The organism is Alcaligenes faecalis (assembly GCF_002443155.1).
GTDB lineage: Bacteria > Pseudomonadota > Gammaproteobacteria > Burkholderiales > Burkholderiaceae_B > Alcaligenes > Alcaligenes faecalis.
The window spans coordinates 490,620-511,954 of sequence record NZ_CP023667.1 but is presented as its reverse complement, the minus strand read 5'-3'; the positions used below and the strand labels follow the sequence as shown (position 1 = coordinate 511,954).

Sequence of the window (21,335 nt, the reverse complement as noted above, 5' to 3'; positions counted from 1 at the left end):
CGTTTACGTCGAGTGCCTGTCCGGACTGCAAACCGTTCACGCCGTCAGGCGTTCCAGGGCTTCACGGTACTTGTCAGCGGTGCGCTCGGCCACTTCAGCAGGCAAGCGAGGAGCCGGTGGCGTCTTGTCCCAAACCTGGGTTTCCAGCCAATCGCGCACAAATTGCTTGTCGTAGGACGGTGGGCTGATGCCTTCGGCATAGCTGTCGGCTGGCCAGAAACGCGAGGAATCCGGAGTCAGCACTTCATCCATCAAATGCAACTGGCCTTGATCGTCCAAGCCAAACTCAAATTTGGTATCGGCAATCAGAATGCCACGGCTGGCCGCGTAGTCAGCAGCTTCGGTGTACAAACGCAAGGTCACATCACGGATTTGCTCGGCCAGCTCCTGACCGACTTCCTTGACCACATGGGCGAAATCCACGTTCTCGTCATGCGAGCCCATTTCTGCTTTGGCAGCCGGCGTAAACAGCACATGAGGCAGCTTGGCCGCTTGCTTCAGGCCTGCAGGCAAGGTGATGCCACATACCGCGCCGGTAGCCTGGTAGTCTTTCCAGCCCGAACCGATCAGGTAACCACGAGCCACCGCTTCCACCATGATGGGCTTCAAGCGCTTGACCACCATGGAGCGGCCTTCCACTTGGGCGCGCTCTTCAGGCGCCACCACATCAACCGGGTTCACGCCCGTCGTGTGATTAGGGATGATGTGTGCCAGCTTGTTCAGCCAGAACTCGGTCATCTGCGTCAAGACAGCGCCCTTGCCGGGAATGGGGTCGTCCAGAATCACATCGAATGCCGAAATGCGATCACTGGCCACAATCAACAACTTGTCCTCACCCACCGCATACATGTCCCGAACTTTGCCGCGCGCGAGTAGCGGCAGGGAGCTCAGGCTGGATTGATGTAAGGGCTCTTGCACGATTTCATCCTTAAAACGAAAACATCCCGCTGACTATGGATGCAGGCGGGACGACAATCCCGGCGCCTGCGGCACCGGGCAAAGACGCGGAGATCGGGGCGGGCAGTCGTGCTGCCCACTCCTGCTCCGCCTGACAAAATTACTGAACGATCTGGGACAGCTCGCCGGTGCTGTACTGGCGGGCGATTTCCTGCAAAGGAATGGCCTTGATCTTGGAGGCCTGACCGGCGGCGCCGAACTGCTGGTAGCGGGCCACGCACACTTTCTTGGCGGCTTCGCGAGCAGGTTTCAGGTATTCGCGTGGGTCGAATTTCTCGGGGTTTTCGAACAGGAAACGACGGATGGCAGCGGTCATGGCCAAACGGATATCGGTGTCGATATTGACCTTGCGCACGCCGTACTTGATGGCTTCCTGAATTTCTTCCACAGGCACGCCGTAGGTTTCTTTCATGTTGCCACCAAACTGACGGATTTCAGCCAGCAGTTCCTGAGGCACGCTGGAGCTGCCGTGCATCACCAGGTGAGTGTTGGGCAAACGACGGTGAATTTCTTTCACGCGCTCGATGGACAGAATATCGCCGGTAGGCTTGCGGGTGAACTTGTAAGCACCGTGGCTGGTACCGATGGCGATGGCCAGTGCGTCCAGTTGAGTGCGTGTCACAAATTCAGCAGCCTGCTCGGGGTCGGTCAGCAACTGGTCCAAGGTCAGAACGCCGTCAGCGCCGTGGCCGTCTTCCTTGTCGCCCTGCATGGTTTCCAGGGAACCCAGGCAGCCCAGTTCGCCTTCAACCGTCACGCCCAGCTTGTGAGCCATTTCGACCACTTTGCGGGTGACTTCCACGTTGTACTCAAAGTCGGCAATGGTCTTGCCGTCGGGCAACAGGGAGCCGTCCATCATCACGCTGGAGAAACCCAGCTCGATGGCGCCTTTGCAAATCTCGGGGGACTGGCCGTGGTCCTGGTGCATCACCACAGGGATGTTGGGGTAGGACTCGACAGCAGCTTCAATCAGGTGACGCAGAAACGCTTCGCCTGCGTATTTACGGGCACCGGCCGATGCCTGCATGATGACGGGGCTATCCGTCTCCGAGGCGGCTTCCATAATGGCCTGGACCTGCTCCAGGTTATTGACGTTGAACGCTGGAATACCATAACCGTGCTCGGCCGCGTGATCGAGCAGCTGGCGCATGGAAACTAGGGCCATGAGAAGACCTCCTGAAGACTAAAATAATTGAAAAACTTGGCCGGGCACGGTTCCGTGCACAGCCGATCGTTTGTAAGCGTGTTAACTGGCGGTCCGGCGCGCCGACTTGGGGCGGAACGCATTGACCACATGCTCGTGAGTTTGTGCGTAAGGTCCACCAATCAGGTCGATGCAATACGGGACAGCTGCAAAAATACCCGGCACCAATACTTGTCCGGTTTCCGTATCCCGTAACCCTTCCAGAGTTTCCTGAATGGCTTTGGGCTGCCCAGGCAGATTGATAATCAGAGCAGCGTGGTCCTGAATTTCTCGGATGACCGCAACTTGCCGCGACAAAATCGCTGTTGGTACGAATTTTAAACTGATTTGGCGCATCTGTTCACCGAATCCGGGCATTTCGCGCGTTCCAGCGTCCAGAGTCGCCTCCGGCGTCACATCGCGACGGGCCGGGCCGGTGCCGCCAGTGGTCAAAATCAGGTCGCAACCCGCTTCCACCAACTCGACCAGAGTGCCAGTAATCTGGGCACGCTCATCGGGAATCAGCCGCTCCAGATAGGCAGGCGCGACCGTCAAGGCCGAGTCCAGCCAACGACGCAGCGCCGGTATGCCTTGATCCTGGTACTGTCCGCTGGAGGCGCGATCCGAAACCGACACCAAGCCGATACGCAATTGATCCGGATGCTCGCGGGGAGACTGTCGATTGAATGTCATGCTTTTCCTTGGAAGCGAAATAAACTACAGGCCCTGAACGGGCCTGCCAATAGCACGATTGTAACGAATCGCAGTGGGGCTTAAATACAACGGCCGCCGTCTACCTCGATGCAGGTGCCGGTAATGAACTCGGCCTCGTCCGAGGCCAGATACAGCGCCGCTGCGGCCACGTCCTTGGGTGTGCAAAAACGTCCCAGCGGAATTCCCGCCAAAAAGCGGCTGCGGTTTTCCGGCGTATCGGGCATACCCATGAACTGTTCCAGCAACGCCGTGTCACCAATCACCGGATTAATGCAATTGACTCGAATGTTATCCGGCCCCAACTCTGCCGCCATGCCCTTGCTGATGGTCACGACCGCACCTTTGGTGCCGTTGTACCAGACCAGTCCGGGGCGCGGACGCAAGGCAGCAGTGGACGCAATATTAATGAAGGAACCCGAGCCCTGGGCGCGCAGATAGGGCACAAAGTGCTTCGCAGCCCAGTAAATGCTTTTCACGTTAACGGCATAGACCAGATCGAACTCGCTTTCGCTGACTTCCAGCAAAGGCTTGTTCCGATGCGTGGTGCCCGCATTGTTCACCACAATATGCAGCCCGCCGCATTCGCGCAGGGCAATATCCAACAGGGCATGAACTTCGTCCCCTTGCGAGACATCGCAAGCGGCAAAAATGGCCTGACCACCCTGTGCCTGAATCTGGGCTGCTGCGGCCTGCCCTTGCTCTGCATTCAGGTCGGCAATCAGTACACGCGCTCCTTCGCGTGCAAAGCGCTGTGCAATGCCCAGGCCAAAACCCGATGCACCGCCCGTCACGATAGCCACTTTGTCTTGCAATCGCATGTTTGTCTCCTTCTGCTTTTTATATAGAAATGGCGGCTGTGCGCCGCCATTGGTGAAACCTGTTTAGCGTTCAGCTGCCATGCTGCCAGAAAACCCGAACCGCCACAGCCGCGCTTACCCCTAAATACCCCTACGATCAGCTGGCCGCATGACGTAGCGCAACCGTTTTCAGGGAAGTCAGGGCGTACAAGGCTTCGAAACCCTTCTCGCGGCCTATGCCAGACTGACCCGTTCCGCCAAAAGGCAGCTCTACCCCGCCTGCTGCGCCGTAATTATTCACAAAGACCTGGCCGGCTCGCAGCTGTCTGGCCATACGCACCTGACGGGCCCCGTCGCGGGTCCAGACCCCGGCCACCAGACTGTAAGGCGTGCCATTGGCCATGGCGATGGCTTCTTCCTCTGTGCCGAAGGGCTGAGCGACCAGAACCGGACCAAAGATTTCCTCCTGCGCCAGTCGATGTTCAACAGGCACATGGCCCAATAAAACAGGTACCTGGTAGAAGCCGGCCGCCGGGGCTTTGGAGTCCAGCTTGCCCTGGGCCAGCACCACAATACCGTCCTGGTCCAGATTCTCCAGATAGGAACGGACCCGTGCCTGCTGCTGTGCACTGATCAGGGGACCGCAATCCAGATTGTCACTGGCCGCGCCGGTCAGCAGCGCCTTGAAGGCTTCGGCCAGACGCTCGGTAAAGTCGCCATAGATAGCGCGCTGAATCAGCACCCGGCTGCCCGCCGAGCACGTTTGCCCCGCGTTCTGCACGATCGCATTCACCACGACTGGCAAGGCCGCATCCAGATCCGCATCCGAGAACACGACTTGGGGAGACTTGCCGCCCAGTTCCAAGGTGACCGGCACAAAATTCTGCGCCGCCTGCAAGGCCACCTGACGGCCCGTGCCGGGAGAGCCGGTAAAGGAAATGTGATTGATATCAGGATGTGCGGACAAGGCCTGCCCGGCCTCGCTCCCCAACCCCGTGCAGATATTCAGCACACCCGCTGGCAAACCCGCTTCGTGCAACAGCTCGGCCACCCGCAGCAGGGACAGGCTGGCATCTTCTGCCGGTTTCACCACGCAGGTATTGCCCGCTGCCAGGGACGCGGCCACGCTGCGCCCAAAAATCTGCAAGGGGTAATTCCAGGGAATGATATGCGCGGTAACGCCTAAGGGTTCACGCAAGGTAAAGGCCGTCATTTCCCAGCCCAGCGGAATGGTTTGACCATGCAACTTGTCCACCGCGCCCGCATAGAACTCAAAATAGCGGACAATGGCAGCAGCATCGGACTGGGCCTGACGCAAAGGCTTGCCGGTATCGCGGGATTCCAGCCGCGCCAGCTCCTCTCGGGCATCAGACAATGTTCGGGCGCAACGCAGCAACAACTGGCTGCGCTGAGCGGCAGTCAGGCGGCTCCACGGCCCCTGGCAGGCGCGGCGGGCGGCCTGTACGGCCCAATCAATATCCACCTCGGACGATTGCGCCAGGCGGGCGAAAGTCTCGCCTGTGGAGGGGTCGATAACTGGTAGCAAACCACCGCCCTCCGCGCCAAGTTGCTGTCCGTCAATCCAATTGCGACACTCCATGACCGCCTCCAATGCTATTGTTATTTCAGCCAATCGAGCCCTGCTCGAGATCATTCTACTCAAGGACTTGCTGCTTTGGACTCTCGACAACGTACTTTGCTCTTAGCGGGCGCTGGCGATCTGGGCACCCGCACCGGGAAGCTGGCCCGCCAACACGAATGGCCGGTGATCGGCCTGCGCCGCCACATCCCCCTGGACGATCACAGCGGAATTGAATGGGTGGAAGCCGATTTGAGCGAGCCCACCTCCCTGCGCCTGAAACACCGCAAAATCACCCACGTACTTTACGCTGTCTCTCCCGACCAGCGTAGCCAGGCTGCTTATGAGCGGGTATTTCTGCACGGTCTGGAAAACCTGCTCAACGAGCTGGACCTGAAAGCCCTGAAACGCTTTGTCTTTGTATCGTCCAGCGCCGTCTACGGGCCGAGCACTGAATGGGTGGACGAGAACTCGCCCACAGAGCCTACGCAATTCAATGGCCGAGTACTGCTGGAGGCCGAGCAGCTGCTGCACCACCGCATCCCGGCTCAAGCCGTCGTCATCCGCCCAAGCGGCCTGTACGGGCCAGGACGCACCCAATTGCTGGATCGCCTGCGTGAAGGCCGTGCCACCGTGCCAGACGACCCGGAGCACTGGGCCAACCGCCTGCATATTGAAGACGCCGCGCGTGCCTGCTGGCATCTGCTGCGTACTCCAGCGCCCTTCCCTTGCTATATAGGCACGGATAGCCGCCCTTATCGGATTACCGAACTGTATGACGGACTGGCGGATCTACTGGAAGTGGCCCACCCCGAACGGCGTCAGTCCAACGAAGGTGGCAAACGCCTGAGCAACCAGCGACTGCTGGACAGCGGCTTTCAGCTGGATTGGCCGGATGCGATGCAAGGGTATGCTCAGTTGATTAAAGATGGGGCGTGAAGCGCAGTCCATGCTCTATCCACTCCACGTGCACAAGGATGAACATAGCGCCTATGGCGCGCGCTTCCCCGACTTACCTGGCTGTTTTGCAGCAGCTGATGAATTAGAGGATCTTGCTCGGGCTGCCCAAGAAGCGGTTAAGGCACACTGCTTCGGTGATAGCTCCTCCCTCCCATCACCGACTGCACCGGAAAACTGGTTAGAGCACGAGGACTATAAAGAGGGATTTTGGATGATGGTCGATATTGGCCTATCCAAGTAGGCAGAAAACAAAAAAGCCAGCCAACTTTCGTTGACTGGCTTTTTCCTACGAAGCAAAGACCAGCTTAAGCCTTGTCTTCCAACGCAGCCACGGCTGGCAAACGCTTGCCTTCCAGGAATTCCAGGAATGCACCGCCGCCGGTGGAGATGTAGTCCACATCTTCGCCGATATTGAACTGGGCAATCGCTGCCAGGGTGTCGCCACCGCCAGCGATCGAGAAGGCCTTGGAACCTGCAATCGCACGCGACAGGGTTTCGGTGCCTTGTGCGAACGCCGGGAACTCGAACACGCCCAGAGGGCCGTTCCAGACCACAGTGCCGGCTTTGGCTATGATGTCAGCGATCTGCTGGGCCGTTTGCGGGCCCACGTCCAGGATCATGTCATCGTCCTGAACCTGATCAGCAGCCTTGATTTCAGCCGCTGCATCGGCAGCAAAGGACTTGGCGCACACCACATCCACAGGGATAGGTACTTCTGCGCCGCGCTCTTTCATGATGCGGATCACTTCGCGGGCTTCTTCCAGCTGGCTGTCTTCCACCAGGGATTTGCCTACGGACAGGCCGCTAGCCATCATGAAAGTGTTGGCAATGCCGCCACCGACCACCAGTTGGTCAACCTTTTCCGCCAAAGCGCGCAGGATGGACAGTTTGGTGGACACCTTGGCACCACCCACAATCGCAACCAAAGGACGGGCTGGCTGATTCAGAGCACGGCCCAAGGCCTTCAACTCGGCTTCCAGCAAAGGACCGGCGCAAGCCACGGGGGCAAAGCGGGCGATGCCTTCGGTAGTCGCTTCAGCACGGTGAGCCGTACCAAAGGCGTCGTTTACGTAAACGTCACACAAGGCTGCCATTTTGCGAGCCAACTCGGGATCGTTCTTCTTTTCCCCCACGTTGCAGCGGCAGTTCTCCAGCAAGACCACCTGACCGGGCGACACTTGCACGCCATCCAGCCAATTGCGACGCAGCTCAACGGGCATGCCCAACAATTCGGATAAACGTTGCACCACGGGTTCCAGCGAATCCACAGGCTGGCACTCGCCTTCTTTAGGGCGACCCAGGTGAGACGTGACCATCACCGCAGCGCCGGCATCCAGCGCCATGCGAATGGCAGGTACCGAGGCACGCACGCGCGTGTCTTCGGTAATACGTCCGTCTTGCAGAGGGACATTCAGATCAGAGCGGATAAATACCCGCTTGCCTCGCAGCGCGTCCGTTTCGGCCAGCGCAGACAAGGTCTTGATGCTTGTAGACATGGTTTTTTGTTCTGGGAATTAACGTGACAGGGGCGGGAAATCCCGCCCCTGCTATTCAGATCTTACTTGGCCGACATCAGTGCGATGGTGCTGTCGAGCATACGAATGGAGAAGGCCCATTCGTTGTCGTACCAGGCAGCCACTTTGACCATATTGCCGCCGGTAACTTTGGTCAGCAGGGAATCAACCGTGCTGGAAGCGGTGGTGTGGTTAAAGTCGATGGACACCAGAGGTTCGGTGCAGTAGTCCAGAATGCCCTTCATGGCGCCTTCCGACGCTGCCTTCAGAATGCCGTTCACTTCTTCAACGCTGGTGTTGCGGCTGGCCACGAAAGTCAGGTCAACCATGGACACGTTGATGGTAGGAACGCGCACAGCGTAACCGTCCAGCTTGCCATTGAGCTCTGGCAGCACCAGACCCACAGCAGCAGCCGCGCCGGTCTTGGTTGGGATCATGCTGCTGGTGGCCGAACGGGCACGGCGCATGTCCTTGTGACGCACGTCGGTCAGGACCTGGTCGTTGGTGTAAGCGTGGATGGTGGTCATCAGACCGCTGACCACGCCCAGTTCCTTGTGCAAAGGAGCAACCAGGGGAGCCAGGCAGTTGGTGGTGCACGATGCGTTGGAAATAACGGTGTCAGTGCTCTTCAGAATGTCGTGGTTCACGCCGTACACGATGGTGGCGTCCACATCCTTGCCACCGGGGGCCGAGATGATGACTTTCTTGGCACCTGCTTGAATGTGCTCACCGGCTTTTTCCTTGGTGGTGAACGCGCCGGTACATTCCAGCACTACGTCCACGCCCAGTTCAGCCCAAGGCAGGGTCAGCGCATCGCGCTGGCTCAGCAGGCGGATACGGTCACCGTTGACCACCAGATGATCGCCATCCAGCGACACATCGGCGTTGAAACGGCCATGCACGGAGTCATAGCGAGTCAGGTGTTCATTGATCTCGGCACCGCCCGAGGCGTTGATGGCCACGATCTCGATATCGTGTTTTTTGCCGTACTCGTAGTGGGCACGCAAGATCATGCGGCCGATACGACCATAACCATTGATTGCGACGCGAATCGTCATGTCAGACTCCAATTACAAAATTTCTTGAACGGCCGCAGCAACCTTCTCTGCTGTCAGACCAAAATGCTTGAACAGGACGCCAGCCGGGGCGGATTCGCCGTAGGTATCGATACCCACTACAGCGCCTTCCAGGCCCACGTACTTGAACCACAGACCGGTGGTACCGGCTTCAACCGCCACGCGCGGGATGCCGGGGGTCAGGACCTGATCACGCCACTGTTTGTCCTGAGCGTCAAACAGGTTGGTACAAGGCATGGACACCACGCGGGTCGCAATACCTTGCTGGGCCAATTGTTCCTGAGCTTGCAGAGCCAAACCAATTTCCGAGCCGGTTGCCATGATGATGGCGCGCGCATCTTGCGCGTCACGCAGCACGTAGCCACCACGACGAATGTTCTGGATGGTTTGCGCATCGCGCTCGACGAAAGGCAGATTCTGACGCGACAAGAGCAAGGCGCTAGGACCACCGTTCTGTACGTCCATGCCAATGCTGGTAGGACGCTCGACCGAGCATGCCCAGGCCACGGCGGTTTCCGTGGTGTCGCAAGGACGCCAGACGTGCAGATTGGGGATCAGGCGCAGGCTGTTGGCGTGCTCGATGGACTGGTGTGTAGGGCCGTCTTCGCCCAGACCAATGGAGTCGTGGGTGAATACGTGCACAACACGCTGCTTCATCAGGGCAGCCATACGAATGGCGTTGCGCGAGTAGTCGGAGAAAGTCAGGAAGGTGCCGCCAAAAGGCAGGTAACCACCGTGCAGGGCCAGACCATTCATGATGGCGGCCATACCGAATTCACGCACACCGTAGTTGATGTGGCGACCAAAATGCACACCGTCGGCGTGGGCGCGAACGGCTTCGGCACCCTTCCAGTCGGTGAAGTTCGAGCCGGTCAGGTCAGCCGAGCCACCCAGCATTTCTGGCAGCACATTGACCAAGGCGCTGATGGCCAATTGCGAAGCTTTACGCGATGCAATGGTTTCGGCCTTCTGAGCGGTTTCTTCAATAAAGACCTGAACTTTGGCGCTGTAGTCAGCAGGCAGTTCGCCTTTCAGACGACGGGCCAGTTCGGCGGCCAATTCAGGGTAAGCCTGGCTATAGGCGTCAAAACGCTTTTGCCATTCCGCTTGCTGAGCACCGCCTTTTTCGCGGCAATCCCAGCCTTGGTAGACTTCCTGAGGAATTTCAAACGGACCGTGGTTCCAGTCCAGCGCCGCACGAGTAGCGGCGATTTCATCAGCACCCAGTGGAGCGCCGTGGACTTTCTCGGAACCGGCGGCGTTAGGAGCGCCTTTACCGATCACGGTACGGCAGCAAATCAGGGTAGGACCCGTGCCCTCTTTCGCGTTGCGGCGAGCCTGTTCAATCGCGCTATTGATCGAAGCGGCATCGTGGCCATCAACCGCGCGGATCACGTTCCAGCCGTAGCTCTCAAAACGGGCGGGCGTATCGTCACCAAACCAGTTCTCGACCTTGCCGTCGATGGAGATGCCGTTGTCGTCATACATCACGACCAGCTTGGACAGTTTCCAGGTACCGGCCAGGGAGCAAGCCTCGTGCGAGATACCTTCCATCAGACAGCCGTCACCCGCGAAAACCCAGGTCAGGTGGTCGACCACATCGTGGCCTTCGCGGTTGAACTCGCGCGCCAGCAAGGCTTCAGCCAGTGCAAAACCGACAGCATTACCCAGACCCTGGCCCAAAGGACCCGTGGTGGTTTCCACGCCAGCGGTAATACCCACTTCAGGGTGACCGGGAGTACGCGAATGCATCTGACGGAAGTTGCGCAGCTCGTCCATGGGCAGGTCGTAGCCGCTAAGGTGCAACAAAGCGTAGATCAGCATGGAACCGTGGCCGTTTGACAACACAAAACGGTCGCGATCAAACCAGGCAGGGTCGGCAGGGTTGTGTTTCAGGTGCCGGGACCAGAGAACCTGGGCGATATCGGCCATGCCCATGGGCGCACCGGGGTGGCCCGAATTAGCTTGTTGCACGGCATCCATAGACAAGGCACGGATGGCATTGGCTAGGGTTTTATCAGAGGCTGACGCAATATCCATTAGAAGCTCATTGGGGCGGCGGCGCGACAATTCCGACAGGCGGACGGCTCACGGCCCTGATTAGTTTATAAAACGCGCTATTTTAGCATTGCTGGCGCTAAATCGCCCCCACTAGAGCTGGGGCCTTGTGCTTTCTTCCCCAAGCCCCGGTACGGTATGCTTGTGCGGTTTTTTATGCTTGATGGTGTCTTGATATGGCAGCTCCCCGTTTCTACCTCCCCTTGGACCTGACGGCCCGGACCGAGATCGCCCTGCCCGAGGCATTGGCGCATCACGCCATCCGGGTGCTGCGTTTAAAGGACGGTCAGGACATCGTTCTGTTCGACGGACTCGGGACCCAATATCCCGCCACCTTGCGCATTGAAGGCAAAAAAGGCTTTGCCAGCCTGGGCGATGCCCAAACACCTGTCCGCGAGCTGGCCGGTCACATTACGGTACTGCAAGGCATTGCCTCCAGCGACAAGATGGACTGGATTATCGAAAAAGCCGTGGAAATGGGCGTGAGCCGCTTTGTACCGATTCGCGCACAACGCAGTGTGCTGCAACTGAATGCGGAGCGGCAGGCCAAACGCATGGGCCATTGGCAAAGAGTGATTGAGTCGGCCAGCGAGCAATGCGGTCGCAACCGCCTGATGGAACTGTCAGCACCGCTGACATTGGCCGAGTATTTTCGCGAGGCTGAAACTGGCCTGCATCTGTTCTGTGATCCCGATGCGCCTCAACAATTGGCGCAGGCCATTGGACCGCAAGATCAGGCCATGACTATCTTGATTGGCCCCGAAGGCGGTTGGTCGCCCGAAGAGCAGAAGGTGGCACTGGATGCCCAGGCTCAGGCGATTCGTTTCGGGCACCGCGTGCTGCGAACCGAAACCGCCGCCCTGGCGCTGACAGCAGCGATCAGCGCCTTGCAAGGCTGGGAATAAGGCCTAAGGCTTATTCCTCGTCCTGGCTGGAGTAGGAAGCAGGAGTCTCACCCGGTTCCGGGTCAGGGTGCTTGCCAGCGTGCAGAACGACACATACAAAACGACGCTCGTTATTCGAGGCCCAGGCATGCACATCCTCGCACACACCCAAAATAGCCTGGGCGTCTTTTTCCAATGCAGGATCACCACTGTGCAGATTGTCCAGCCACAGGGCCAGGCCTGTTTTCTGATCCAGCACGGTGTCACATAGGCAATCGTAGAGTGCATCCAGATTGCCACCAAAAAACTCAGGGTAATCGACAGCCTTGGCGACTGCTCGCAGAACAGCAGAACGATTGCGGGCACGATCGCAACTTACTTCCAGGGCGGTAAGCCCCTGGGCCTGTGCCTGCTCCAGAAAATCAGCAGCCGTCAGGCCCGTTGCGTCGAGCACACCGCCTTGTTGCAAAGCTTCTTGCAAAGTCAGGGATTGGCTCATCAGGACGCTTCCTTAAAAAACGCTAACACTTCTTCACGACGACTCATGGTATCGGTCTTTCCTAACTCGATCAGCTCTTGGGTGTAGCCGGACTCGAATAACAAATATGAAATTAATGCACCGCCTGTGGTCGGACCGGACTTTGAAGATACACCAAGTACTCGAAATAGGGTACGTGCAGCAGTTGGCATCTGATGAATATGCCGAGTGGCAATTTCATCCAGCGAGCGGCTGGGAGTGATGGCAAACGTGCTGACAGGACGCAGCGATTGGCTTTGTAATACATTTGCAGGCATATAGGCAAGCAATGTATTGATGCGTTCCATACGCTCAATATCCGTTGACACACTATCGAGGAATATGTTGGATAAAGCATAGCCACTGATCTGGGCCAAAGAGGGATAGGGCGGATCTTCGCACTCTTGCTCGTGGTAGGTGTTGTCCGCGTATCCCGTGCCCACAATCAGGACCTTGTGCGCCCCCAGATGAATCGCCGGGCTGATGGGTGCCAGCTGGCGCATGGTCCCGTCCCCGCACCACTGGGTTTGCTTGCCCACTTGCAAGGACTGGGCCGGAAACATGAAGGGAATGGCGCTGGAAGCCATCAGGTGGTCCACCCCGATCACACCGGGGATGGCGCGGCGCAGATTGCGCGTCCAGGGTCGGATACGCTCGTCACACTGATAAAAAGTCAGGTGCTCACCCGTGGTGTAGGCAGCGGCCGTAATCGCCAGCGCGCCGACATGCTGCTGGGCCAGATTGCGCTGCAAGCGATCAAAGTCCAGGCTCTTTTCCAGCAAGTCCCGCAGCGGTGAGTTGTCCAGCATGGAGTGCGGCACATGGTCACGCAGACGCGGGGCCAGCCAGCCCAAGGCCAGCGTGGCCACCCAGTGCACACTGGTCGCCAGCAACTGCAAGGGGTCGGCATGAAAAATATCGTTGGTGCGCAACGAGCCCCACAGCTGTTGTATATGGTCGACAGCCTCGTGAGGCTTGTCAGCACGGCAAGCCAATCCGGCAGCATTGATGGAGCCTGCCGAAGAGCCACAAATAATATCGAAGGGATTGCGAAACTGAGGGTTGCGATCCGGGTCCAGCAGCTCCAGCAAACCGGCCAGCACCCCGGCCTGATACGCGCCGCGCGCCCCGCCCCCATTCAGGACCAATGCCACGGGAGCGGGAGAGCGCTGGATCATGATAGCTATCAGCCTTCAGTAGCGACGTTGGCATCCACCACCGTGACCGCCGTCATATTGACGATACGGCGTACCGAGGAAGTAGACGTCATGATGTGCACCGGTGCCCGTGCCCCCAACAGGAAGGGACCGATCGCCACGTTGCCACCGGCAGCCGTCTTGAGCAGGTTGTAGGCAATATTGCCGGCTTCCACGTTCGGGCAGACCAGCAAGTTCGCCTCGCCCGTCAGGGCCGAGGTGGGCAGGATTTGATGGCGAGCCTTTTCATCCAGCGCGCAGTCGCCGTGCATTTCCCCGTCCACTTCCAGGCTGGGGTCCAGCTTGCGCACACGCTCCAGCGCACCGCGCATGGTGACGGCGGCAGGCGAGTCGTTGGTTCCAAAGTTGGAGCTGGACAGCAAGGCCACCTTGGGTTCGATATTGAACTGGCGCATCTTGCGAGCCGCTGCCAAGGTGATCTCGGCCACCTGATCCGAATCGGGATCATGGTTCACGTGCGTGTCCGTCAAGGCCACGGTACGTTCACTGAGCAGCAAGATATTCATGGCCGCATAAGTCTCCACGCCCGGAGCTTTGCCAATCACCTGATCCACCAGTTCCAGATGGTTCTCGTAGCGCCCCACGGTGCCGCAGATCATGCCATCGGCATCACCCAGATGCAGCATCATGGCGCCGATCAAGGTTGGGCGACGGCGCATTTCCACACGCGCCATCTCTTTGCTGATACCGCGACGCGACATGATTTCCCAGTAGCTGGTCCAGTAACGGTGGAAACGATCATCCTGCTCGGGGTTGGTCACTTCCACATCAATGCCCAAGCGCAGACGCAGGCCATAGCGTTCAATACGCTGCTGCAGAACAGCAGGACGCCCCACCAGAATTGGGCTGGCCAGACCTTCGTCCACAATAATTTGTACCGCACGCAGGACGCGCTCGTCCTCGCCTTCGCTGAACACCACGCGCGACTTGGCACCGTCTTGCACCAGGCCACGGGCCAGCGAGTAAATCGGCTTCATGAAGGAGCCGGACTTGTAGACGAACTGGCGCAGCTGATAGATGTAGCTGTTCAGATCCGCAATCGGACGGGTCGCCACGCCCTCTTCCATGGCCGCTTTGGCAACCGCAGGGGCGATACGCACAATCAGACGCGAATCAAAGGGGCGGGGAATAAAGAAGGACGGACCGAAAGACACTTCTTCCAGGCCATAAGCGGCGGCTACGCCTTCATCCTGCTCCTCACGCGCCAGCTGACAAATGGCCAGCACAGCGGCTTTCTCCATACCGCGCGTAATCGTGGTGGCTCCCACGTCCAGCGCGCCACGGAAGATATAAGGGAAGCACAGCACATTATTGACCTGGTTCGGGTAATCCGAACGGCCGGTCGCCATGACCACATCGTCACGCACGGCGTGGGCATCTTCAGGCAGGATCTCGGGATTTGGATTGGCCAAGGCCAGAATCAGGGGCCGGGGAGCCATGTTCTTGAGCATCTCGGGCTTGAGCACGCCACCGGCGGACAAGCCCAGAAACACATCGGCCCCATCAATCACGTCACTCAAGGTACGGGCGTCGGTCTGTTTGGCAAAACGAGCCAGTTCAGGCACAGGATTACCGGGGCGACCCTCGTACAGCACGCCATCAATATCGGTAACCCAGATATTTTCCAGCGGCAGGCCCATATCAATCATCAGGTCCAGGCAAGCCAGCGCGGCAGCACCGGCCCCGGAAGTCACCACTTTGACCTGCTTGATGTCTTTTTCCACCACGCTCAGGCCATTCAGAAAGGCGGCCGTCACACAAATCGCGGTGCCATGCTGGTCGTCGTGGAAAACAGGAATGCTCATGCGCTGGCGCAGCTTGCGCTCCACCTCGAAACACTCGGGCGCTTTGATGTCTTCCAGATTGATGCCGCCAAAGGTCGGCTCCAGACCAGCAATAATATCCACCAGCTTGTCTGGGTCGGTTTCATTGATCTCGATATCAAAGACATCCAGACCTGCAAAGCTCTTGAACAGCACGGCCTTGCCTTCCATGACCGGCTTGGAGGCCAGCGCGCCAATATTGCCCAGGCCCAGCACCGCGGTGCCGTTGGAAATTACCCCAACCAGATTGCCCCGGCCGGTATAGCGAAAGGCATTTTGCGGATCATTGACGATTTCCTCGCAAGCAGCCGCAACCCCGGGCGAATACGCCAGCGCCAGATCCCGCTGGTTGGAGAGTTGCTTGGTCGGCGTGACCGATAACTTTCCGGGCCTGCCCTGCTCGTGATATTCCAGGGCTGCTTTCCGAAAATTGGCGTCCATGCTTATACCCACCCAAAAATCCATTTAAAACGGACCGGGATCGCCAGAGCGCTTCCATTGCCTGTCAGCGTGAATTCAAACAAGCGCGTGGCTTGATACGCTGAATGCTGTTCTTGTCTCCGAAACCCCGGTCACCTTGCCTGGCCCTCAAGGCCAAAGCAAGGACCATTCTAGCCCTTGAGTTACAACATGGGTCAAGCACAGGCCAGGACAAACTTAGAGCGCCTGGCCCGGATAGGAGAATCGGTCCGCAGGATCAAACAGGGCTTTGATGCGGCTATCCACATCCTGAGCCTGCCAGGACTGCTCCTGATTCGGCCAGGACCAATCTTGCGGGTCCGAGCCGCTTAAAACGGCATCATCCAGCACCAGCCACTCCACCCAGGCCAGATCACCGCCGTGGCCCAGCATCAAATGCGCCAGATTGATACCCTCGCCTTCAACCGGCTCCAGCGCATCCAGACGATAGCGGCAGGGCCATTGCTCTTGTCGCAGGGCCTGGGTTTCCGATTCGCCCATCAACTGGAACAAGGCAGGAATCAACTGCTGCATGCGCAGGCTATCCAGCGGATTGCGGTTTTCCTGTCCAAAGGGGCCCAAGGCCGCTTGCGTGTTGTCCGCCAGAATGACCGAGCAGTGCAACACGCCCGACAAGGCGGTGCGACCGCTAGGCCAGTCATGCTGACGCCGGTCGGCCAGCCAGGCAGCGACGGTCATGCCAGCCGGAGCATTGGCCAGACCTTGAAAACCTTTGGCTTCCATCTCGCCCAGCAGACAGCCAGGCTGCACAAACCAGCGATTGGAGTTCGGTTCCAGACGATCACAGCGGGCCATCTGCCGGCCTGGGGCCAGGACAATCATGGGGCCATCGGCTTCACTGGCCTGCGGCACACCTTCCAGACACACCGTCACACCGTACTCGGCGGCCAGCGTCAACACCATATGCACGTCTGCGCTGGAAGCGGGCTCCAGACGGGCCTGCTCGTGATGCGGCTCAGCGTTAAGTTCGGACCACTCGCCCTGAACTCGGGCTTTCAAGCGCGAACAAAATGTCTGCCACGCTGTTTGGGGAGGACGACGCCCCATCAAAAATGCACGCCGCGACGAAGAAACCATAGACTTTTCCTGCAACAAACCTAAACTTGAGTCTCACTGGCCCGCCGGTTTGCACCCCTACAGGGCACACGCACATGCCACAGCCACCTGACGCCCTTTTGAGCAAGGTCCTACAATACACTTTTTACCCGAGATTTGCCGTATGTCCCGCCTCGCCAGTCGTACCGAACACGTTCTTCCTTTTCATGCTGTTGAACTCTTCAAACAGGCCAATGCCTTAAAGGCCACTGGCCGCGACATTATCAGCCTGGGCATAGGCGAGCCGGACTTTACCGCCCCTCAAGCCGTGGTCGATGCACTGCATCAGGCCAGCAATCAAGGCTTAAGCCAATACACCGCCCCTGCCGGTCTGACAGCTTTGCGTGAACGCATCGCCCTGTATTACGAGCAGCAGTTCCAGGCCCGTGTCGACCCCTCGCGTATTGTGGTCACGGCGGGTGCCTCCGGTGCCCTGTCTTTGGCTACGCTGGCCCTGATCAATCCCGGCGACGAAGTGCTGATGCCCGATCCGTCCTACCCGGCCAACCAGAACTTCATCATGGCTGCCGGTGGAACAGCCCGCCTGATCCCCGCCTCGGCAGAGGAACGCTTTCAGCTAAGCGCCCAGCACATTCGCGAGCACTGGGGTCCCAAGACCCGCGGCGTTCTGATTGCTTCGCCCAACAATCCCACTGGCGCGACAATTTCCCGCCCTGCTCTGCAAGAACTGATCAAGGAAGTGCGCGCCCGCGATGGCTTCATCATCATGGACGAGATTTATCTGGGTCTGTTTTACGAAGAAGCACCACTGAGCGCCTTGACCCTGGATCAGGACATTATTGTTATCAATAGCTTTTCCAAGTACTTCCACATGACAGGCTGGCGTCTGGGCTGGCTGATTCTGCCCACCTGGATGAGCGAGGCGTGCGAGCGCATGGCCGCCAGTCTGGCGATCTGCGCGCCCTCTTTGGCGCAACATGCCGCTCTGGCCTGCTTCGAGCCTGAAACCATGGCGATTTATGAAGAGCGCCGCCTGGCTTTCAAGCAGCGTCGTGATTATCTGCTGCCCGAGCTGGAGCGTCTGGGCTTGCGCGTACCGGTACGCCCGGATGGCGCTTTCTATATTTATACGGATATTCGCGAATACAGCCAGGACAGCGATGCCTTCTCGCAGCAACTTCTGCACGAGGCGGGTGTGGCGGCTGTGCCGGGCCGGGACTTTGGTACGGCCCATGCACCCTATACCTTGCGCCTGTCCTACGCGACCGGCATGGATCGCCTGCAAGAAGCGATCAGCCGTCTGGGGCAATTTCTGGGCCGCTAAGCCCCGCATCTTTTCAGTCTGCCGGGCCTTGCTGCCCACTTCCATTAACGTATTTCGGGCCGCAAGGCCCGATTTCTTTTGCTATTCAGACTACTTAGCGTGCCCGGATCGGGATACCCGAGGCCAAGGCAATACGGCGACGTTCAGCCAGCACCTTCGCGCCATAGCCGCCATCGCTAGGCCCAGTCGCCCCGACATAACAGGCCAAGCCACCTTCAATCGAACCACGGCGACGGATACAGTCGGACAGAATCTGCCCGCCCACGCGGATATTCGCCTCCGGACTCAACACCGCCAGCGTGCCTTCCATATAGATATCGAACTTCTCTTTATGGACTTTGGTCATCACCTGCATCAGGCCTTGCGCACCCACATGGCTTTCTGCATAGGGGTTGTAGCGTGATTCAATGGCGATCACCGCCAGAATCAGCTGCGGATCCAGGTTCTTTTCCTTGCCCACAATAAAAGCGGTGTGGATCAAGGCCCCCGCCACCGAATAGGCAATCTTGTACTTGCGCGCCAAATAGCTGCGCAAGGCCTGCTGCTGAGCCGCCGTGACGCCCGCAATGGGTTGCCCGGTTACCGAAGCACGCAGATTCTTCATGAAACCCTGGTACGTGGAAACCGCTTGCTGCTGTTCCGTCTGACTCAAGTCCTCGCCATCTTCCGACAGGGCTGGCTGGGTTTTATCCGCAGGCCAGACCGCCTGGCTGTACGCATCGTATTTCACCGCCTCGGGGCGCAGGGTTTGCACGAGACCGGTATAAAGCTGGTTAAACTGAGCGCGCATCGATGGCACAACCACACAGGCTGCGATCGTTACCAGTACGGCAATGCCCAGGTACATGGCACATACGTGCACAAACTCACCGATGCGATACGTCAGGGTGCGGGCCGAGCGACTAAGTACATAGTCCATATCTTGGAAGCCCATGGGATCATCCTTAGTATTGCTAACTGCCCGATGTTAACCTTAGAACCTGTTCAAGGTCTTAACCAAAAATATCTGCAAGCGGAGCCCCGTTCTTCTGTGAAATACCGTGACTTGAGAGACTTTATTGCCCAGCTGGAAGCCAAGGGCGATCTGAAGCGGATTACGCAGCCAGTTTCCACCTCGCTGGAAATGACTGAAATCAGTGACCGGGTACTGCGTGCCGGTGGACCGGCGCTTTTGTTTGAAAACGCCCAGCATCAAGGCGCCAAAGCCGCCATGCCTGTCCTGGCCAATTTGTTCGGCACGCCGCAACGCGTCGCCTGGGGCATGGGTGCACAGGATGTGTCGGCATTACGCGACACTGGCGAACTGCTGGCCAATCTGAAAGAGCCGCAAGCCCCCACCGGGATGCGTGACGCGCTGTCCAAAGTATCCATGCTCAAGTCCGCCCTGTGGGATATGAGCCCCAAGAATGTCCGCTCTCCCGCGTGTCAGGAAGTGGTGCTGGAAGGCAAGGATGTGGACCTGAACCAGATCCCCTTGCAATTGTGTTGGCCCGGCGACGTGGCCCCCTTGCTGACCTGGGGTTTGGTGATTACCAAAGGCCCTCATGCCAAACGTCAGAATCTGGGCATTTACCGTCAACAGCTGATTGGCCATAACAAGCTGATCATGCGCTGGCTGTCCCACCGTGGTGGTGCGCTGGATTTCCGCGATCACGCCCTGACCAACCCTGGCAAACCTTTCCCAATTGCTGTGGCTCTGGGCACCGACCCCGCAACCATTCTGGGTGCCGTCACCCCCGTGCCCGACAGCCTGTCCGAATACCAGTTTGCCGGTTTGCTGCGCGGCTCGCGCACCGAAGTGGCCAAAGCCCTGGGTAGCGACTTGTCCGTGCCCGCCTGGGCCGAGATTGTGCTGGAAGGTCATATCCTGCCCAGCAATCACCCGGATGCCCTGGCTCCCGACGTCCCCGAAGGCATGAAGCCGCCCGCCGACAGCAGCTACGAAATGGCGCTGGAAGGCCCTTATGGCGATCACACCGGCTACTACAACGAGCAGGACTGGTTCCCGGTCTTTACCGTTGAGCGCATCACCATGCGCCGCAACCCGATTTACCACAGCACCTACACTGGCAAACCGCCCGATGAACCTGCTGTTCTGGGCGTCGCACTGAACGAAGTCTTTGTGCCCCTGCTGCGCAAGCAATTGCCTGAAATTGTGGACTTCTACCTGCCACCCGAAGGCTGCAGCTATCGCCTGGCCGTCGTGTCGATTCGCAAGCAATACGCAGGCCATGCCAAGCGCGTGATGTTTGGTGTCTGGAGCATCTTGCGCCAGTTCATGTACACCAAATTCATCGTGGTGGTGGACGAGGATGTGAACACGCGCGACTGGAAGGAAGTGATCTGGGCCATGACCACCCGTATGGACCCGGTACGCGACACCGTGCTGGTCGAGAACACACCTATCGACTATCTGGACTTTGCCTCGCCGGTCTCGGGACTGGGCGGCAAGATGGGTATGGATGCCACCAACAAGTGGCCCGGAGAAACCCAGCGCGAATGGGGCACACCTATCAAGATGGATGAATCCACCAAGAAAAAAGTGGACGATATGTGGGGATCGCTGGGACTGTAAGCCAGAACGCGCCTTCATCCGCCGCAGTCAAAAACAAACAAAGACCATCACCGCAAGGGTGCATGGTCTTTGTTTTATTCAGCTCATCACAGCGGGGCACCCCACACGGCACCCGACACCCATATCAGGTTGGCAAGGCCAGCGGCTCCACCAGTTCAATCAGGTACTCATCCGGGTCAAACACAAAGGCAATCGTGCGCTTGCCGTGATTCATCTGCTTGGGAGGCGTCTTGATCCTGACGCCCTGCTCTTCCAGATAACGCACGGCCTGATGCACGTCCTGGACCATCAAGGCCAGATGACCAAAAGCCCCGCCCTTCTCATATGACTCTTTTTGGTCCCAGTTCCAGGTCAGCTCCAGACTGGACTGCGTACCCTGATCAAAACTGAGAAACACATTGGTGAAGCGGCCGGACTCATAGTCCGTGTGACGCACAACATGCATGCCCAGAATATCGCGGTAAAACGCCAGGGATCGCTCCAGATCCAGGACGCGCAACATGACATGATCAAGGCCAAACTGTATTTCGGAAGTGCTCATAACTAGGGGCGGAGGTTTGAAAATTGCAATGTAGCAAAACCGCCTCCCTGGCATCATGACCGCTCATCAAGGGTCCATGA

The 21,335-nt window shown here is 58.4% G+C and carries 19 protein-coding genes; 5 read left to right on the top strand and 14 right to left on the bottom strand.

Annotation, left to right across the window (positions count from 1 at the left end; translation table 11 throughout):
* Nucleotides 1-36: 36 nt before the first annotated feature.
* The 5 genes from CPY64_RS02425 to CPY64_RS02405 form a co-directional block, all read right to left on the bottom strand.
* Complete coding sequence (locus CPY64_RS02425; protein ID WP_009455127.1) at nucleotides 37-918, bottom strand: phosphoribosylaminoimidazolesuccinocarboxamide synthase; 882 nt, start codon at nucleotides 916-918, stop codon at nucleotides 37-39.
* A gap of 139 nt (nucleotides 919-1,057) precedes the next feature.
* Complete coding sequence (gene fba / locus CPY64_RS02420; RefSeq protein WP_009455128.1) at nucleotides 1,058-2,122, bottom strand: class II fructose-bisphosphate aldolase; 1,065 nt, start codon at nucleotides 2,120-2,122, stop codon at nucleotides 1,058-1,060.
* Nucleotides 2,123-2,203: 81 nt separating this feature from the next.
* Nucleotides 2,204-2,833 carry a molybdopterin adenylyltransferase gene (gene mog / locus CPY64_RS02415; protein ID WP_042483318.1) on the bottom strand — a complete coding sequence of 210 codons (630 nt, stop codon included), beginning with the start codon at nucleotides 2,831-2,833 and terminating at the stop codon, nucleotides 2,204-2,206.
* 80 nt (nucleotides 2,834-2,913) lie between these two features.
* Nucleotides 2,914-3,672 (bottom strand): SDR family oxidoreductase, encoded by a 759-nt coding sequence (locus CPY64_RS02410; protein ID WP_042483315.1) that lies wholly within the window; start codon nucleotides 3,670-3,672, stop codon nucleotides 2,914-2,916.
* Nucleotides 3,673-3,808: 136 nt separating this feature from the next.
* Nucleotides 3,809-5,251: an aldehyde dehydrogenase family protein gene (locus CPY64_RS02405; RefSeq protein WP_042483312.1), complete on the bottom strand. Its 1,443-nt coding sequence runs from the start codon at nucleotides 5,249-5,251 to the stop codon at nucleotides 3,809-3,811.
* A 75-nt stretch (nucleotides 5,252-5,326) separates the two neighbouring features.
* Here CPY64_RS02405 and CPY64_RS02400 point away from each other — a divergent pair, with 75 nt between their 5' ends.
* The gene (locus tag CPY64_RS02400; protein ID WP_080723725.1) at nucleotides 5,327-6,169 is read left to right on the top strand and encodes an NAD-dependent epimerase/dehydratase family protein; all 843 of its coding nucleotides are present in this window, start codon (nucleotides 5,327-5,329) and stop codon (nucleotides 6,167-6,169) included.
* Nucleotides 6,159-6,431 (top strand): type II toxin-antitoxin system HicB family antitoxin, encoded by a 273-nt coding sequence (locus CPY64_RS02395; RefSeq protein ID WP_307188524.1) that lies wholly within the window; start codon nucleotides 6,159-6,161, stop codon nucleotides 6,429-6,431. Before CPY64_RS02400 ends, CPY64_RS02395 begins: the two co-directional genes overlap by 11 nt.
* 64 nt (nucleotides 6,432-6,495) lie before the next feature.
* Here the strand turns inward: CPY64_RS02395 and CPY64_RS02390 are convergent, their stop codons facing one another.
* The 3 genes from CPY64_RS02390 to tkt all read right to left on the bottom strand — a co-directional run bounded on the left by CPY64_RS02390 (nucleotide 6,496) and on the right by tkt (nucleotide 10,820).
* On the bottom strand, nucleotides 6,496-7,686 hold the full coding sequence (locus tag CPY64_RS02390; protein WP_042483304.1) for a phosphoglycerate kinase: 1,191 nt from the start codon (nucleotides 7,684-7,686) through the stop codon (nucleotides 6,496-6,498).
* 62 nt (nucleotides 7,687-7,748) lie between these two features.
* Complete coding sequence (gene gap / locus CPY64_RS02385) at nucleotides 7,749-8,762, bottom strand: type I glyceraldehyde-3-phosphate dehydrogenase (protein ID WP_009455139.1); 1,014 nt, start codon at nucleotides 8,760-8,762, stop codon at nucleotides 7,749-7,751.
* A 12-nt stretch (nucleotides 8,763-8,774) separates the two neighbouring features.
* Nucleotides 8,775-10,820, bottom strand: coding sequence for a transketolase (gene tkt, locus CPY64_RS02380; protein ID WP_042483300.1), 2,046 nt, complete (start codon nucleotides 10,818-10,820; stop codon nucleotides 8,775-8,777).
* Between the two features lie 194 nt (nucleotides 10,821-11,014).
* Between tkt and CPY64_RS02375 the strand changes: the two genes are divergently transcribed.
* Nucleotides 11,015-11,743, top strand: a complete 729-nt coding sequence (locus CPY64_RS02375) for a 16S rRNA (uracil(1498)-N(3))-methyltransferase (RefSeq protein ID WP_042483299.1) — start codon at nucleotides 11,015-11,017, stop codon at nucleotides 11,741-11,743.
* Nucleotides 11,744-11,753: 10 nt separating this feature from the next.
* On the opposite strand, the gene CPY64_RS02370 is transcribed toward CPY64_RS02375, so the two are convergent.
* From CPY64_RS02370 to CPY64_RS02355, 4 genes are all read right to left on the bottom strand, one after another.
* Entirely contained in the window at nucleotides 11,754-12,221 is a 468-nt protein-coding gene (locus tag CPY64_RS02370; RefSeq protein WP_042483296.1) for a barstar family protein, read from the bottom strand.
* A complete protein-coding gene (locus CPY64_RS02365) occupies nucleotides 12,221-13,417 on the bottom strand; it encodes a patatin-like phospholipase family protein (protein ID WP_042483293.1) in 1,197 nt (398 codons plus the stop codon). Before CPY64_RS02365 ends, CPY64_RS02370 begins: the two co-directional genes overlap by 1 nt.
* A gap of 8 nt (nucleotides 13,418-13,425) precedes the next feature.
* Nucleotides 13,426-15,720 (bottom strand): NADP-dependent malic enzyme, encoded by a 2,295-nt coding sequence (locus tag CPY64_RS02360; protein WP_042483593.1) that lies wholly within the window; start codon nucleotides 15,718-15,720, stop codon nucleotides 13,426-13,428.
* Nucleotides 15,721-15,936: 216 nt separating this feature from the next.
* Nucleotides 15,937-16,836, bottom strand: coding sequence for a hypothetical protein (locus CPY64_RS02355; protein WP_042483290.1), 900 nt, complete (start codon nucleotides 16,834-16,836; stop codon nucleotides 15,937-15,939).
* 142 nt (nucleotides 16,837-16,978) lie between these two features.
* Here CPY64_RS02355 and CPY64_RS02350 point away from each other — a divergent pair, with 142 nt between their 5' ends.
* Complete coding sequence (locus CPY64_RS02350) at nucleotides 16,979-18,139, top strand: pyridoxal phosphate-dependent aminotransferase (RefSeq protein ID WP_042483289.1); 1,161 nt, start codon at nucleotides 16,979-16,981, stop codon at nucleotides 18,137-18,139.
* Between the two features lie 94 nt (nucleotides 18,140-18,233).
* On the opposite strand, the gene CPY64_RS02345 is transcribed toward CPY64_RS02350, so the two are convergent.
* On the bottom strand, nucleotides 18,234-19,073 hold the full coding sequence (locus tag CPY64_RS02345; protein WP_042483286.1) for a lytic transglycosylase domain-containing protein: 840 nt from the start codon (nucleotides 19,071-19,073) through the stop codon (nucleotides 18,234-18,236).
* Between the two features lie 96 nt (nucleotides 19,074-19,169).
* Between CPY64_RS02345 and CPY64_RS02340 the strand changes: the two genes are divergently transcribed.
* Nucleotides 19,170-20,714 carry a UbiD family decarboxylase gene (locus CPY64_RS02340; protein WP_042483590.1) on the top strand — a complete coding sequence of 515 codons (1,545 nt, stop codon included), beginning with the start codon at nucleotides 19,170-19,172 and terminating at the stop codon, nucleotides 20,712-20,714.
* A gap of 124 nt (nucleotides 20,715-20,838) precedes the next feature.
* Here CPY64_RS02340 and gloA read toward each other — a convergent pair whose 3' ends face one another.
* Nucleotides 20,839-21,255 carry a lactoylglutathione lyase gene (gene gloA / locus CPY64_RS02335; RefSeq protein WP_042483283.1) on the bottom strand — a complete coding sequence of 139 codons (417 nt, stop codon included), beginning with the start codon at nucleotides 21,253-21,255 and terminating at the stop codon, nucleotides 20,839-20,841.
* Between the last annotated feature and the right edge of the window lie 80 nt (nucleotides 21,256-21,335).